The organism is Streptomyces sp. NPDC002643 (assembly GCF_053592555.1).
This window is the reverse complement of the sequence record NZ_JBSFVY010000031.1, coordinates 58,439-73,419: the sequence shown is the minus strand read 5'-3', so window position 1 is coordinate 73,419 and position 14,981 is coordinate 58,439. Positions and strand designations below refer to the sequence as shown.

Genomic DNA, 14,981 nt, shown 5'->3' with positions numbered 1-14,981 from the left:
CAACAGGCCCGTCGTCAGTCCCCTCATCGGTCCTCGACGAGGCGTACGAGGTCCTGTTCGTTGCGTTCGGCGCGGCGTACGTGCCAGCGGGCGAGGAGGACCAGGGGTGGGTAGATGCCGAAGCCGAGGACGGCCCATTCGAGGCCGGCGCCGTCGGGCATCGCGGCGAAGACCAGGGGCAGGGGCGCCACGAGCAGGACCAGGACGGCGAACACGGTGAGGGCGGCGCGGAGTTGGCTGCGCATGAGGGAGCGGACGTAGGCGTGGCCGAGGGTGGTCTGTTCGTCGATCTCGGTGCGGGGGCGCTGGTAGCCGAGGCTGCGGCGGGTGCGTCGGGCGGTGCCGGTGACGACGACGCGGCGGGCGGTGGGGTCCTGGGGCATGCCGTCTCCTCAGCCCGTGGTCCGGCGCATCAGCAGATCGCGCAGTTCGCGGGCGTGGCGGCGGCTGACCTGGAGTTCGACCGAGCCGATGAGGACGCTGACGGTGCCGGCGTCGAGACGGAGTTCGCCGATGTGGCGCAGGGCGACGAGATGGCGGCGGTGGATGCGGACGAAGCCCCGGGAGCGCCAGCGCTCTTCGAGGGTGGAGAGCGGGATGCGGACGAGATGGCTGCCCTGGGGGGTGTGGAGGCGGGCGTAGTCGCCCTGGGCCTCGACGTGGGTGATGTCGTCGACGGTGACGAAGCGGGTCACTCCGCCGAGTTCGACGGGTATCTGGTCCGGGTCGGGTTCGTGCACGGGTATGGGCGGGGCGGTGTCGCGGAGCTGGGCGGCACGGCGTATCGCCTCGGCGAGGCGTTCGCGGCGGACGGGCTTGAGGACGTAGTCGACGGCCTTGAGGTCGAAGGCCTGGACGGCGAAACCCTCGTGGGCGGTGACGAAGACGACGAGCGGGGGCCGGGCGAAGCCGGTGAGGAGCCGGGCGAGGTCCAGGCCGTCGAGTCCGGCCATATGGATGTCGAGGAAGACGACGTCGATCGCGTCGGGTCCCCCGGGGCCCGACTCGATGGCGCGGTTGATCCGGCGCAGCGCCTCGGTGGCGTCACCGGCACCCTCGGCGCTGCTGATCCTCGGATCAGCGTTCAGCAGGTACAGCAGCTCCTCCAGGGAGGGTTTCTCGTCATCGACGGCGAGCGCGCGCAGCATGAACGTGGAGTGTAGGAGCAATTCGTACGCCTGCACACGGGCTCGGGCAGGACGTGTCCGACAGTGCCCCGAAGGGCACCCGCCGCTGGATACAGTTCCCGCATGAACAGCAAGTCCGCGGCGTTCGACGAACTCGACCGCAAGATCATCACGGCGTTGATGGCGAACGCGAGGACCAGCTTCGCCGAGATCGGCTCCACCATCGGTCTTTCGGCCACCGCGGTGAAGCGGCGGGTGGACCGGCTGCGGGAGACCGGAGTGATCACCGGGTTCACGGCGACGGTGAAACCGGCGGCGCTCGGCTGGCGCACGGAGGCGTATGTGGAGGTGTACTGCGAGGGTGCGGCGCCGCCCCGGCGGCTCGCGGAGGTGGTGCGCAACCATCCGGAGATCACGGCGGCGATGACGGTGACCGGGGGCGCGGACGCGCTGCTGCACGTACGGGCGGTGGATGTGGAGCACTTCGAGGAGGTGCTGGAGCGGATTCGCACCGAGCCGTTCATCCGGAAGACGATCAGTTACATGGTGCTGTCGCATCTGCTGCCGGAGGCCCCGGAGGCGGGCGCCACCCAGGACGCAGCGAACGTGCGCTGAGCCTCTCGAATACGCAGTACTACTGCGCGAACACGCAACGTTCATTGCTTGTCGTGCATCTGGCCCGATTCCTACCGTGGTGTCATCCCAGCCGACACTCGCAGGAAGCGGAGAGACCCTTCGTGCCCGACAGCCGTGTGCCGCGCCTTCGGCGCTTTCTCGTCTGCGAACCCAGACATTTCGCCGTGCAGTACTCGATCAATCCGTGGATGCACCCCGACACCCCAGTCGACGTCGATCTCGCCCAGGACCAGTGGCGGGAGCTGATCCGCGCCTACCGGTCCCATGGCCACACCGTGGAGCACGTCGATCCGGTGGCGGCGCTGCCGGACATGGTGTTCGCGGCCAACTGCGCGCTCGTCCTCGGCGGCCGGGTCCTCGGCTCGCTGTTCCACGCGCCCGAGCGACGCCCCGAGTCCGGCGCCTACGACGCCTGGTTCAAGAGCGCCGGGTACGAGGTGCACCGGTCCGAGTCGGTGTGCGAGGGGGAGGGCGATCTGATCCCGACCGGCCGCTACGTCCTCGCCGGCACCGGTTTCCGCACCACGCGCGAGGCGCATCGCCAGGCGCAGGAGTTCTTCGGCGTCCCGGTGATCAGCCTCCAGTTGGTGGACCCGCGCTTCTACCACTTGGACACCGCGCTGTTCGTCCTGGACGAAGGGCGTGACGGTCATGGCGGCCACCCGGGCAACATCGCGTACTACCCGGAGGCCTTCTCCCCCGGCAGCCGCGCCGTCCTCGCCCGCCTCTACCCGGACGCGGTGATCGCCACCCGCGACGACGCCATGGCCTTCGGCCTGAACTCGGTCTCCGACGGCCGCCATGTCTTCATCTCCCCCCGCGCCAAGGAACTCGCCGACCAGCTCGACCGCCAGGGGTATGTGCCGGTCCCCGTGGACCTGTCGGAGTTCCAGAAGGCGGGCGGGGGAATCAAGTGCTGCACACAGGAGATCCGACCGTGAAGCACGAGGTCAACGCCCTGGTTGGGGAAACGCCCCGGAATGTACGACCCTGGCCTCAGGAGGTCCGTTCATGACCGCACCCGTTCGTACGCGTTCGTCGGCCGACCTCATCCGCGCCGAGGAGCCGGTCGTCGCGCACAACTACCATCCGCTGCCGGTGGTGGTCGCCCGCGCCGAGGGCAGCTGGGTCGAGGACGTGGAGGGACGCCGCTATCTGGACATGCTGGCCGGCTACTCCGCGCTCAACTTCGGCCACCGCCACCCGGCCCTCATCGAGGCCGCCCACCGACAGCTCGACACCCTCACCCTCACTTCCCGGGCCTTCCACAACGACCGTCTCGCCGGTTTCGCGGAGTCCCTGGCCGAACTGATCGGCCTGGACATGGTCCTCCCGATGAACACCGGGGCGGAGGCCGTGGAGAGCGCGATCAAGGTGGCCCGCAAGTGGGCGTACGAGGTGAAGGGCGTCCCCGCGGACCGGGCGACGATCGTGGTCGCCGCCGGTAACTTCCACGGCCGTACGACGACGATCGTGAGCTTCTCGACGGACCCCGAGGCGCGCACGGGCTTCGGCCCGTTCACCCCGGGTTTCCGGGTGGTGCCGTACAACGACCTGGCGGCGCTGGAGTCGGCGGTCGACGAGACGACGGCTGCGGTCCTGATCGAGCCGATCCAGGGCGAGGCGGGGGTCCTGATCCCGGACGACGGCTACCTACGGGGCGTCCGCGACCTCACCCGCCGCGCCGGCTGCCTCTTCGTCGCCGACGAGATCCAGTCGGGCCTCGGCCGCACGGGGCACACGCTGGCCGTCCACCACGAGGACGTCCTCCCCGACGCCGTCCTGCTGGGCAAGGCGCTGGGCGGCGGCATCGTGCCGGTGTCCGCCGTGGTGGCCCGGCGTGAGGTGCTGTCGGTGTTGCGGCCCGGCGAGCACGGTTCCACCTTCGGCGGCAACCCGCTGGCCGCGGCGGTGGGGTCGGCCGTGGTGGATCTGCTGAGCACCGGCGAATTCCAGCGGCGGGCGGCCGAGTTGGGTGTGGTGCTGAGGGAGGGGTTGACCGCGCTGGTCGGCAAGGGGGTCGTCGGGTTCCGGTCGCGTGGGTTGTGGGCGGGTGTCGATGTCGATCCGGCGATCGGTACGGGGCGGGAGATCAGCAAGCGGTTGATGGCGGAGGGGATTCTGGTCAAGGACACACACGGGTCGACGATTCGCCTGGCACCGCCGTTGACGATCACGGGGGCGGAGCTGAGGGCGGCGTTGGGCACGCTCGGGGGGGTGTTGGCGCGGTGACGCCGTAGGGGTGCGGGATTGTGGGGCGGCTGCGGGTGGTTCGTGGTTGCTCGCGCAGTTCCCCGCGCCCCTGAAAAGACAGGGGCTGCGCCCCGTCTTTTCAGCGGCCCGAAGGGCCGTCATTGAGGGCCGCAGGCCCGAAAAAAAGGGGCGCGGGGCTGTATCGACTTGCGGCTCCGCCGCGTGGGCGCGACCAGCCCCCACCCACCCGCACCCAACAAACTGGCGCCCCATCGCTCAGCAGGGTCGAAGGGGCGCAGCCCCTGGGGATGGTGGGGGTCCCCCCGCTCGAGCGAAGCCGAGAGTGGGGGAGGGTAGGGGCGGCGAGGGCGAGAAACACATGAGGCGACCGGCAGCTCTGAGAACAAGGTCACTTCCGATCCCCCTACTGCTCGTCTGGTGGGCTGCCCTAGCATCCGAGCATGACGGTCCTGCCTGACGACGGGCTTTCGCTGGCCGCCGAGTTCCCTGACGCGACGCTTGAGCAGTGGCAGCAGCTGGTGGCTGGTGTGCTGCGCAAGTCCGGCAAGGAGGTCGAGCGGGCCGATGCGGAGGACGCCCTGTCCACCCCGCTGGAGGACGGGTTGCGGACCCGCCCCCTGTACACCGCGGACGACACCGCACCCGACCCCGGCCTGCCCGGTTTCGCACCCTATGTACGAGGGGGGCGCGCCGAAGGAAACACGGTCGGCGGCTGGGACGTACGCCAGCGGCACTCGATGGCCGACCGGGACGCGGTGCTGACCGACCTGGAGAACGGGGTCACCTCGCTCTGGCTGGTCGTGGGCGGGTCCAGGGGCATCCCGGTCGCCGCACTCGACCGTGTCCTCGACGGGGTCTATCTCGACCTCGCGCCGGTCGCGCTGGACGCGGGTGACGAGGTCGAGCCGGCCGCTCGGGCCCTGCTGCGCCTGTACGAGGAGCGGGGCGTCCCCGACGATGCGGCACGCGGCACCCTCGGCGCCGACCCTCTCGGCTGGGCGGCACATACCGGTCGGTCGTTCGACTTCGCCCCGGTGGCCGAAATGGCGCGGCTGTGCGCCGACCGGTACCCGGGGCTGCGTGCGCTGACCGCGGACGCGCTGCCGTACCACGGGGCCGGCGGTTCGGCCGCCCAGGAGCTGGGCTGCTCCCTGGCGACGGGCGTGGCGTATCTGCGGGAGCTGACGGCGGCCGGGCTGAGCGTCGAACAGGCCTGTGGGCAACTGGAGTTCCGCTACGCGGCCACCGACGACCAGTTCCTGACCATCGCCAAGCTGCGGGCGGCCCGGCGGCTGTGGGCGCGGGTGGCCGAGGTGTGCGGGGCGCCCGCCGCGGGGGCTCAGGTGCAGCACGCGGTGACGTCGCCGGTGATGATGGCGCGGCGCGACCCCTGGGTGAACATGCTGCGCACGACGGTCGCCGCGCTGGCCGCGGGGGTCGGCGGGGCGGACTCGGTCACGGTGCTGCCGTTCGACGACGCCCTCGGACTGCCGAACGCGTTCGCCCGCCGTATCGCCCGCAACACCTCCACCATCCTCATCGAGGAGTCGCATCTGTCGCGGGTGATCGACCCGGCGGGCGGCTCCTGGTACGTGGAGCGGCTGACGGACGAACTCGCCCACGCGGGCTGGGAGTTCTTCCAGGAGATCGAGCGGGCCGGCGGCCAGGCCACCGCCCTCGCCTCCGGCACGGTCGGCGAGCGGCTGGCACAGACATGGGCCGCGCGCGGCTCGAAGCTCGCCAAGCGCCGCGAACCCATCACCGGCGTCAGCGAGTTCCCGCACCTGGACGAGAAGCCCGTCGTACGCGACCCCGCGCCCGAACCGCTCTCCGGCGGTCTGCCTCAGGTGCGGCGCGACGACGCGTACGAGGCCCTGCGCGCCCGCTCCGACGCCCATCTCGCCTCGACCGGCGCCCGGCCGCGTGTCTTCCTGGCCGCGCTCGGCCCGGCCGCCGCGCACACCGCGCGCCTCACCTTCGCCTCGAACCTCTTCCAGGCGGGCGGTATCGAGCCCGTGGCCGAGGGCACGTTCGAGGAGAGCGGGGCCCGGGAAGCCTGCCTGTGTTCGAGCGACACGCTGTACGAGGAGCAGGCCGAGTCCGTCGCCGGGGAGCTGCGGGCGGAGGGTGCCGCGCATGTGTCGCTCGCCGGTCGTCCCGCCTCCTACGCCGGGGTCGACTCGTATGTCTTCGCGGGCTGTGACGCCGTGGCCGTGCTGTCCGCCGCTCTCGACCGCATGGGGGTCTCCTGATGTCATCCATCCCTGATTTCTCCGGGGTCGAACTCGGAGCGCCGGCCACCGCCGGCCACTCCGACGACTGGCGTGCGGCGGTCAAGAGGGCCGCCGACGGCGACGATCTGCTCTGGGAGACCCCGGAGGGCATCGCGGTCAAGCCGCTCTACACGGCACAGGACCTCCAGGGCCTGGACTTCCTGGGCACCTACCCGGGCATCACCCCGTATCTGCGGGGCCCGTATCCGACGATGTACGTCAACCAGCCCTGGACGATCCGCCAGTACGCGGGGTTCTCCACGGCCGAGGAGTCCAACGCCTTCTACCGGCGCAATCTGGCGGCCGGTCAGAAGGGCCTGTCGGTCGCCTTCGACCTGCCCACGCACCGGGGTTACGACAGCGACCACCCGCGCGTGACCGGTGACGTCGGTATGGCGGGTGTGGCGATCGACTCGATCTACGACATGCGTCAGCTCTTCGACGGCATCCCGCTGGACAGGATGACGGTGTCGATGACGATGAACGGTGCCGTGCTGCCGGTGCTGGCGCTGTACATCGTGGCGGCGGAGGAACAGGGCGTTCCACCGGAGAAGTTGGCCGGGACCATCCAGAACGACATCCTCAAGGAGTTCATGGTCCGCAACACCTACATCTATCCGCCGAAGCCGTCGATGCGGATCATCTCCGACATCTTCGCCTTCACCTCCCAGCGGATGCCCCGCTACAACTCGATCTCCATCTCCGGCTACCACATCCAGGAGGCGGGTGCGACGGCCGATCTGGAGCTGGCGTACACGCTCGCGGACGGCGTGGAGTACATCCGGGCGGGACGTGAAGCGGGCCTGGACGTGGACGCGTTCGCGCCCCGCCTGTCGTTCTTCTGGGCGATCGGCATGAACTTCTTCATGGAGATCGCCAAGCTGCGGGCGGCCCGGCTGCTCTGGGCGAAGCTGGTGAAGCAGTTCGACCCGAAGAACTCCAAGTCGCTGTCCCTGCGCACCCATTCGCAGACCTCGGGCTGGTCGCTGACCGCGCAGGACGTGTTCAACAACGTCACGCGTACCTGCGTCGAGGCGATGGCCGCGACACAGGGCCACACCCAGTCGCTGCACACCAACGCCCTCGACGAGGCCCTCGCCCTCCCCACCGACTTCTCCGCCCGTATCGCCCGCAACACCCAGCTCCTCATCCAGCAGGAGTCCGGCACGACCCGGGTGATCGACCCGTGGGGCGGCAGCGCCTATGTGGAGAGGCTGACGTACGACCTGGCCCGCCGCGCCTGGCAGCACATCCAGGAGGTCGAGCAGGCGGGTGGCATGTCCCAGGCCATCGACGCCGGCATCCCCAAGCTGCGCATCGAGGAGGCCGCGGCCCGCACCCAGGCCCGGATCGACTCCGGACGGCAGCCGGTCATCGGCGTGAACAAGTACCGGGTGGACAACGACGAGGCGATCGAGGTCCTCAAGGTCGACAACTCCTCCGTGCGCGCACAGCAGATCGAGAAGCTGCGGCGGCTGCGCGAGGAGCGCGACGAGACCGCCTGCCAGGACGCGCTGGACGCACTGACCCGGGCGGCCGGGGCCGAGGGCAATCTGCTGGAGCTGGCCGTGAACGCCGCGCGGGCGAAGGCGACGGTCGGGGAGATCTCGTACGCCCTGGAGAAGGTGTACGGGCGGCACGCGAGCCAGATCCGTACGATCTCCGGCGTGTACCGCAACGAAGCAGGTGAGTCGGCGTCCGTGGACCGCACCCGTGCCCTGGTCGACACCTTCGCCGAGGCGGAGGGGCGGCGGCCGCGCATCCTGGTCGCCAAGATGGGGCAGGACGGTCACGACCGGGGGCAGAAGGTGATCGCGACCGCGTTCGCCGACCTCGGTTTCGACGTGGATGTCGGCCCGCTGTTCCAGACCCCGGCCGAGGTGGCGCGGCAGGCCGTCGAGGCGGATGTGCACATCGTCGGGGTGTCGTCGCTGGCCGCCGGGCATCTGGCCCTGGTTCCGGCGCTGCGGGAGCAGTTGGCCGAGGAGGGCCGGGAGGACATCATGATCGTGGTGGGCGGGGTGATCCCGCCGCAGGACGTTCCGATCCTGCGGGAGATGGGTGCGGCGGCCGTCTTCCCGCCGGGCACGGTGATCCCCGACGCGGCGCACGACCTGGTGACCCGGCTGGGGGCGGAACTCGGGCACGACGACCTGGGCGGCGGCCCCGGGAACGACGACCTGTGAGGCCGTGAGCCGATGGCCATCGATCTCGACACCTATGTGAAGGGTGTACTCGACGGGAAGCGGGCGATCGTCGCCCGCGCGATCACTCTCGTCGAGTCCACCCGCCCCCAACACCGCCGCCTGGCCCAGGAGTTGCTGACCGAGCTGCTGCCGCACAGCGGGCGGGCCCGGCGGATCGGCATCAGTGGCGTACCCGGGGTGGGCAAGTCGACGTTCATCGACGCGTTCGGCACGATGCTGACCGGGCTGGGACACCGGGTGGCGGTGCTGGCGGTGGACCCGTCGTCGAGTCGTACGGGCGGCTCGATCCTGGGCGACAAGACCCGTATGGAACGGCTGTCGGTGGACCCTGCGGCGTTCGTACGCCCCTCCCCCTCCGCCGGCACGCTCGGCGGTGTCGCCAAGGCCACGCGCGAGTCGATGGTGGTGATGGAGGCCGCCGGTTACGACGCGGTGCTGGTGGAGACGGTCGGGGTGGGCCAGTCGGAGACGGCCGTGGCCGACATGGTCGACTCCTTCCTGCTGCTCACCCTCGCCCGCACCGGCGACCAGTTGCAGGGCATCAAGAAGGGTGTCCTGGAGCTGGCCGACGTGATCGCCGTCAACAAGGCGGACGGCCCTCATGAACGCGATGCCCGCGCCGCCGCCCGGGAACTGTCCGGCGCCCTGCGGCTGATGCACGGCAAGGACGCGTTCTGGACGCCGCCGGTGCTCAGCTGCAGCGCCCGGGAGTCGACGGGCCTCGACACCGTCTGGGAGCGACTGGAACAGCACCGGACCCTGTTGGACTCCACCGGACGTCTCACCTCCAAGCGCCGCGACCAACAGGTCGGCTGGACGTGGAGCATGGTCCGCGACGAACTCCTGGGCCGCCTCCACACCGACCCCGCGGTACGGGCCCTCGCCCCCGCCCTGGAGGAACAGGTGAGGGCGGGCGGACTGACGGCCACACTGGCGGCGGAGCGCATCCTCGACGCGTTCGGGGAGCGGGGACCGGGCCGGTGAGCCGGGCGGGGCAGCACACAGGACGCCCCGGCCGTACCCGCCCCGGCCTCTGGTCACACCCCTCGTGCCCCTACACCCTCACAAATCAGCCTGATGTCGTTTCGAAGGAACACCACCAGTTCAGGGGACTCCAAGTGGTGCGGTACGTCGGGCTACGATCAAGCGTCGGGCACCGGAGGACAAGACTCACCAGACTCGGGCGTCCGACGTGACGCCTGCGGTGAGGGGAAGACCTTGTTCTATTACTTGCTCAAGTATGTGTTGCTCGGGCCTCTGCTGAGACTGGTCTTCCGGCCCCGGATCGAGGGGCTCGAACACGTACCGGCCTCGGGCGCGGCGATCGTCGCCGGCAACCATCTGTCGTTCTCGGACCACTTCCTGATGCCGGCCGTGCTGAAGCGCCGTATCACCTTCCTCGCGAAGGCCGAGTACTTCACCGGCCCCGGCATCAAGGGCCGGCTGACCGCGTTCTTCTTCCACAGCGCCGGGCAGATCCCGGTCGACCGCTCCGGCAAGGACGCGGGCCAGGCCGCGATCCGCGAGGGCCTCGGTGTGCTGAGCAAGGACGAACTCCTCGGCATCTACCCGGAGGGCACCCGCTCGCACGACGGCCGCCTCTACAAGGGCAAGGTCGGGGTGGCCGTCATGGCGCTCAAGGCCCGCGTCCCCGTCATCCCCTGCGCGATGATCGGCACCTTCGAGGCCCAGCCGCCCGGCAAGGTCATCCCGAACATCCACCCGGTCGTCATCCGCTTCGGCAAGCCGCTGGACTTCTCCCGCTACGAGGGCATGGAGAACGAGAAGGCCGTCCTGCGCGCCATCACCGACGAGATCATGTACGCCATCCTCTCCCTCTCCGAGCAGGAGTACGTCGACCAGTACGCGGCGGTCGTCAAAGCGGAGGAGGCGGCGCAGAAGGCCGCCGGCAAGGCCGGTTCGAAGCCGCCGAAGGAGCGCAGGTTCCCCCGGCTGCCGCTGAGTTGAGCCACATGGCGGTGGCTGTCGAACCGTTCTGCCGGTAGCAGATCATCTGTCGGCCCGCGCCCTGGGCGTCGTACGGTCGGCTCATGACACGACGTGCTGTGGTGATCGGAGCGGCGGGACAGATCGGGCGTGTGGCCGTGGGCGCGCTGGCGGGGGACGGTTGGGAGGTGACGGCCCTCTCGCGGGGCGGCGGCCTGGACGAGAGCTGGCCGGAGGACGTCGTACGGGCCGTCGCCGTCGACCGTGGCGACGACTCCGCGCTGGCCTCGGCGATCGGTGACGGCTGTGACGTACTCGTCGACATGGTGGCGTACGGCCCCGAGCACGCACGGCAGTTGACGGGGCTCGCCGACCGCATCGGCTCGGCCGTGGTCGTCTCCAGCGTCTCGGTGTACGAGGACGACAAGGGCCGTGGCTTCGACACCCAGGCGGAACCGGACGGCTTCCCCGCGTACCCCGTGCCCCTGCCCGAGACCCAGCGCACGATCGCGCCCGGCGAGACCTCGTACAGCACCCGCAAGGCGGGCCTGGAGCGTGAACTCCTCGCCGCTGGCGAGCGGTTGCCCACGACCCTGCTGCGCGCGGGCGCCATCCACGGGCCGCACTGCCGTACTCCGCGCGAGCTGTGGTTCGTCAAGCGCAATCTGGACGGGCGGCGCCGTCGGGTCATCGCGTACGGCGGGGAGAGCCGTTTCCACCCGGCGAACGTCCACAACATCGCCGAGCTGATCCGTCTGGCCGCCGCCCGGCCGGGGACGCGGGCGCTGAACGCCGTCGACCCCGACGCGCCGAAGGTCACCGAGATCGCCGCCGCGATCGACGCCGTCATGGGCGTGGAGACGGAGGACGTCCTCGTCGACGGCCCGCCCCCGGCGCCCACCGTCGGTGACACCCCGTGGTCCGTGCCGATGCCGGTGATCTGCGACATGTCGGCCGCCGAACGGGAGTTGGGCTATCGCCCGGTCGTCCGGTACGCGGAGTCCCTGCCGGAGACCGTCGCCTGGATCGAACGCCGGCTGGCGGAGGAACCCGACTGGCGGGAGGCGTACCCGAGGATGTCCCAGACCTACGGCGACCTCTTCGACTACGCGGCGGAGGACGCCTGGCTGGCCAGCATATGAGAAAGGGGCGGCCGGGGTGATCCGGCCGCCCCTCTCGCTCATACCGCTACGGCGTCGGCGTGGCGTGCGGAGCGCACTTCACGTCGGACGTGCCCACCTTGCCGGTGAGCAGGTAGGTGTCGACGCGGTCGTTGACGCACGGGTTGACCAGGCCGGTCACACCGTGCGAGCCCGCCTTGGTCTCCGTGATCAGCCGGGAGCCCTTGAACCGCTTGTGCAGTTCGACGGCACCCTCGTACGGGGTGGCCGCGTCACGCGTGGACTGGACGATCAGGACGGGCGGCAGGCCCTTCTTGGTCTTCACGTCCACCGGCGTGTACTGCTTCGACGGCCAGGTCGCGCACGGCAGGTTCATCCAGGCGTTGGCCCAGGTCATGAACGGGTAGTTCTTGTGCAGCCGGGTGTTGTCGCGGTCCCACTTCTTCCAACTGGTGGGCCACTTGGCGTCGGTGCACTCGACGGCCGTGTAGACGGCGTTGCCGTTCTCGGCGGCGGCGTTGCCCGCGGTGTCGGTGAGGTCCGGGGCGGCGGCGTCGACCAGCGCCTGGGTGTCACCGGCGGCGTACTTGCTCCACACCTCGGCGGTGGGCGCCCACGCGGAGTCGTAGTACGGAGCGCTCTGGAAGAAGGAGATCAGCTCGGCCGGGCCGACGAGCCCGCCGAGGGGCTTCTTCTTCGCGGTGGCGCGCAGCTTCAGCCAGTTCGCCTGCACCTTGGCCTGGGTGTTGCCGAGGTGGTACGTCGCGTCGTGCCGCGCGACCCACTTCGTCCAGTCCTTCCAGCGCGTCTCGAAGGCGACGTCCTGGTCCAGGTTGGCCTGGTACCAGATCTTCTCCCGCGAGGGGTTGACCACACTGTCCACGACCATGCGGCGGACATGGCCGGGGAAGAGGGTGCCGTACACGGCGCCGATGTACGTGCCGTACGAGACGCCGAGGAAGTTGAGCTTCTTCTCGCCGAGGGCGGCCCGGATGACGTCCAGGTCGCGCGCGGTGTTCGGCGTGGTCATGTACGGCAGCATCCCGCCGCTGCGCTTCTTGCACCCGGCCGCGTACTTGGCGGCGAGCCCCCGCTGCTTCAGCTTGTCGGCCTCGGAGTCCGGGACCGGGTCCATCTTGGGCGCCTTCACGAACTCCTGCGGGTCGGCACAGGAGATGGGCGCCGAGTGGCCGACACCGCGCGGGTCGAAGCCCACGAAGTCGTACGCCTTGGCCGTGTTGACCCACAGCGGGCTCTTGGTCGTGACCCGGCGCGGGAAGCGCAGGCCCGAGCCGCCGGGGCCGCCCGGGTTGTAGACGAGCGCGCCCTGGCGCTCCTTCTTCGTACCGGTGTTGCCGATACGGTCGACGGCGAGCTTGATCTGCTTGCCGTTCGGCTTGGCGTAGTCGAGCGGCACGGTGACCCAGCCGCACTGGATGGGCTTCTCCAGGCCCCAGTCCTCAGGGCAGTCCTGCCACTTGACGCCCTTCTTCGCCGCCTTCGCGGCGGCCACGGCGACACCCTTGGCCTCACGGTCCACGGCGGTGCGGGTCTCCGCGGCACTGGCCACCGGTGCGGTGACCGTCCCGGCTATCAGAGTCGCCGTGACGAGCGCACCGGCGGACCCGAAGGCCGCCGCCCGCCTCGTCGGTCGCATACCTCTCAAGAGGGAACTCCCCGTACATCGTTTCGAACATGCGAATGGTCATCGGGGATTTTTGTGCCTGTGAGGTATCTGAGAACAGAGGGGAGAAGGGTTCTTTACTAATCCGATAACCGGTACTGAATGTCCCGTTGAGCGGAAGGTTTGGGGGGGTGGGGGGTGGGGGTGGATATGAATGCGAACGGCGGCACCGGCGGTGGAGGGGCCTCGGTCAGTCCTGGTCGACGAGGGCCAGGGCCTCGTCCAGTACGCGGCGCAGTCTCAGCGCGTCGGGGGCGAGCGCGGTGACGAGTACGGCCGGTCCGGCGAGAGGGGTCAGCGCGGCGGTCTCCCCCAGCACCCTGGCCTCGGGCACCCGCTCCACGAACTCGGGCCGTACGACGAGGAGTTGACCCAGGGCCCGATAACCGCCCAGCACGGCGGGCCCGTCCCACCCACCGGGCGCCCCCGGCCCGCAGGCGACCTCCTGATCGAGCAACGGCCGCCCGTCCAGCCGTACCGTCAGCCGACTGGTCAACCGTCCCGGTTCCTCCCCGACCCGGCCGAGCACCTGCTCCTCCCGGAACACCAGCCGGGCCCCGGCGGCGAGGTCGACGGACGTCGACACCCGCAGGTCACTCCCCCGCGCCGAGATCAACTGCTCGGGAAGCCACCGCAGTCGCCCACCCGCCGCGACATCGATCCGAACGTCGTACCGGGCCTCGCCCTTGGCCTGACCGGGCAGGGCGATGGTCGCGGCGGCCGACCCGAGGTGCAGCCGGGCGTCCTCGCCGACCTCCGCCTCCACGGCGAACCGGTCACCGCCGAGCGGCCCGCTCATGGCGCCGACCAGCATCACCCGGGCCTCGGCACCGCTGCCCCGGGTACGGCGCAACGCCAGCGGCCCCTCGCTCTCCAGCACCGGCAGGGCCGTACCCCCGCGCCCATCGGCCCTGGCCCCGATCCGGGCGGTCGCCTCGACCCCGCCCGTGGTCATGCCGTTGGCCGTGCGGTTGGCCATGCCGTTGTTCATGCCTTCCACGCCGCGAGCTGCTCCCTGACCCAGGCGGCGACATCCGTGACGCCCGCCTCGCTCCGCAGCGACTGGAACACCACCGGCAACTCTGCCCGCTGGGCCTTCGCGTCCGCCGCCATCCGGGCGAGGTCGGAGCCGACGTGCGGTGCGAGGTCCGTCTTGTTGACGACCAGCAGATCGGCGGTGGTGACGCCCGGCCCGCCCTTCCTCGGGATGTCGTCCCCACCGGCCACATCGATCACGAAGATCTGCGCGTCGACGAGCCCCTTGGAGAAGGTGGCGGTGAGATTGTCGCCCCCCGACTCGACGAGGATGAGGTCCAACGGCCCGACCTCGTCCTCCAGATCCTCGACGGCCTCCAGGTTCGCCGAGATGTCGTCCCTGATCGCGGTATGCGGACAGGCCCCGGTCTCGACCGCGGTGATCCGCTCCGGCGGCAACACGGCCTCGCGCAGCAGAAACTCGGCGTCCTCGCGGGTGTAGATGTCATTGGTCACGACGGCGAGCGACAACTCGTCCCGCAGCGCCCGGCAGAGCGCGGCGACGGTCGCCGTCTTCCCGGACCCCACGGGCCCCCCGAGCCCGATCCGCAGGGCCCGCCGGGTCCCGTCGGCCCGCCGCGCATCCGCGCTGATTGCGGAGGGGCCGTCGTGGGAGTGATCGTGATGAAGGTGCATGGGTTTCGGCTCCTGTGGGTGAGTGGGCGGGCGTGGATCGCGGGAGAGTTCGGGGGGTTGGGGTTGTCGGGCGGGTGCGGGTGGGTGGGGGTTGCTCGCGC

At 70.4% G+C, this 14,981-nt stretch carries 13 protein-coding genes; 8 read left to right on the top strand and 5 right to left on the bottom strand.

Features of this window, described 5'->3' with window-relative positions:
• Positions 1-23: 23 nt before the first annotated feature.
• Together ACWD4G_RS35455 and ACWD4G_RS35450 are read right to left on the bottom strand one after the other, a co-directional pair.
• Complete coding sequence (locus tag ACWD4G_RS35455) at positions 24-383, bottom strand: hypothetical protein (RefSeq protein ID WP_451300928.1); 360 nt, start codon at positions 381-383, stop codon at positions 24-26.
• Between the two features lie 9 nt (positions 384-392).
• Positions 393-1,148 (bottom strand): LytR/AlgR family response regulator transcription factor, encoded by a 756-nt coding sequence (locus ACWD4G_RS35450; RefSeq protein ID WP_451300926.1) that lies wholly within the window; start codon positions 1,146-1,148, stop codon positions 393-395.
• 102 nt (positions 1,149-1,250) lie between these two features.
• On the opposite strand from ACWD4G_RS35450, the gene ACWD4G_RS35445 reads away from it, so the two are divergent.
• The 8 genes from ACWD4G_RS35445 to ACWD4G_RS35410 all read left to right on the top strand — a co-directional run bounded on the left by ACWD4G_RS35445 (position 1,251) and on the right by ACWD4G_RS35410 (position 11,546).
• A complete protein-coding gene (locus ACWD4G_RS35445) occupies positions 1,251-1,742 on the top strand; it encodes an Lrp/AsnC family transcriptional regulator (RefSeq protein WP_451300924.1) in 492 nt (163 codons plus the stop codon).
• Between the two features lie 59 nt (positions 1,743-1,801).
• Entirely contained in the window at positions 1,802-2,704 is a 903-nt protein-coding gene (gene ddaH, locus ACWD4G_RS35440; RefSeq protein ID WP_451301010.1) for a dimethylargininase, read from the top strand.
• 70 nt (positions 2,705-2,774) lie between these two features.
• Positions 2,775-3,995 (top strand): ornithine--oxo-acid transaminase, encoded by a 1,221-nt coding sequence (rocD, locus tag ACWD4G_RS35435; RefSeq protein ID WP_451300922.1) that lies wholly within the window; start codon positions 2,775-2,777, stop codon positions 3,993-3,995.
• 422 nt (positions 3,996-4,417) lie between these two features.
• Complete coding sequence (locus ACWD4G_RS35430) at positions 4,418-6,229, top strand: methylmalonyl-CoA mutase family protein (RefSeq protein ID WP_451300920.1); 1,812 nt, start codon at positions 4,418-4,420, stop codon at positions 6,227-6,229.
• Positions 6,229-8,436 carry a methylmalonyl-CoA mutase gene (scpA, locus tag ACWD4G_RS35425; protein ID WP_451300918.1) on the top strand — a complete coding sequence of 736 codons (2,208 nt, stop codon included), beginning with the start codon at positions 6,229-6,231 and terminating at the stop codon, positions 8,434-8,436. The genes ACWD4G_RS35430 and scpA overlap by 1 nt, the downstream gene beginning before the upstream one ends.
• A gap of 12 nt (positions 8,437-8,448) precedes the next feature.
• The gene (gene meaB, locus ACWD4G_RS35420) at positions 8,449-9,441 is read left to right on the top strand and encodes a methylmalonyl Co-A mutase-associated GTPase MeaB (RefSeq protein WP_451300916.1); all 993 of its coding nucleotides are present in this window, start codon (positions 8,449-8,451) and stop codon (positions 9,439-9,441) included.
• A 234-nt stretch (positions 9,442-9,675) separates the two neighbouring features.
• Positions 9,676-10,425, top strand: a complete 750-nt coding sequence (locus tag ACWD4G_RS35415; protein ID WP_451300914.1) for a lysophospholipid acyltransferase family protein — start codon at positions 9,676-9,678, stop codon at positions 10,423-10,425.
• A gap of 98 nt (positions 10,426-10,523) precedes the next feature.
• Positions 10,524-11,546, top strand: coding sequence for an NAD-dependent epimerase/dehydratase family protein (locus ACWD4G_RS35410; protein WP_451301008.1), 1,023 nt, complete (start codon positions 10,524-10,526; stop codon positions 11,544-11,546).
• A gap of 46 nt (positions 11,547-11,592) precedes the next feature.
• Here ACWD4G_RS35410 and ACWD4G_RS35405 read toward each other — a convergent pair whose 3' ends face one another.
• The 3 genes from ACWD4G_RS35405 to ureG form a co-directional block, all read right to left on the bottom strand.
• The gene (locus tag ACWD4G_RS35405; protein ID WP_451300912.1) at positions 11,593-13,182 is read right to left on the bottom strand and encodes an alpha/beta hydrolase; all 1,590 of its coding nucleotides are present in this window, start codon (positions 13,180-13,182) and stop codon (positions 11,593-11,595) included.
• A 217-nt stretch (positions 13,183-13,399) separates the two neighbouring features.
• Positions 13,400-14,164: an urease accessory protein UreD gene (locus ACWD4G_RS35400; RefSeq protein ID WP_451301006.1), complete on the bottom strand. Its 765-nt coding sequence runs from the start codon at positions 14,162-14,164 to the stop codon at positions 13,400-13,402.
• Between the two features lie 32 nt (positions 14,165-14,196).
• Positions 14,197-14,880 (bottom strand): urease accessory protein UreG, encoded by a 684-nt coding sequence (gene ureG, locus ACWD4G_RS35395; protein WP_451300910.1) that lies wholly within the window; start codon positions 14,878-14,880, stop codon positions 14,197-14,199.
• Positions 14,881-14,981: the final 101 nt, after the last annotated feature.